The organism is Paraburkholderia sp. JHI2823, assembly GCF_038900695.1.
GTDB classification, from domain to species: Bacteria; Pseudomonadota; Gammaproteobacteria; order Burkholderiales; family Burkholderiaceae; genus Paraburkholderia; species Paraburkholderia mimosarum.
On record NZ_JAYMRY010000315.1, the window covers coordinates 1 to 413 of the forward strand.

The 413-nt window shown below is 59.8% G+C and carries 1 protein-coding gene; it reads right to left on the minus strand.

Annotated elements, in window-relative coordinates; all coding sequences use genetic code 11:
- Positions 1–413, minus strand: a 413-nt coding sequence (locus VSR34_RS38800; RefSeq protein ID WP_342965288.1) for a phage tail protein, incomplete at both ends; no start/stop codon positions are given.

The following is a 413-nucleotide window of genomic DNA, read 5'->3' on the forward strand; positions in this document are numbered from 1 at the left end:
TCCCTGATGGACGAGTTCGACCGTCTCGAACGCGATCGCCGAAGTCGCCGCGCGCAGTTCGGGGCCCGTCCACTTCACCGGGCAAGCCTTGCGGAATACCCAATTCGGAGCGTTGTCGTCGCCGTGCGCGCCGTTCACGCAGTTGATCGTCAGAGTCACGTCGCGGCGCTGGATGGTGCCCTTCATCACACCGAGATACCAATTCCAGAGATACGGAATGTCGCCAAAGCCGCGCTTGAGCACGATACGCGAGCTGTATTTCGTCGGCCCGGCGAGTTGATGCTCGCCGTTGTTCCATCCGCCCTCGCGATAAGTCTCGACTTCCGTCTCCATCGCGAGTCCCGACACTTCAGCGAATCCGGCGATGGTTTTCTGATCGATCATCACCGAATACGCGAAGGCCAGATAGAAGT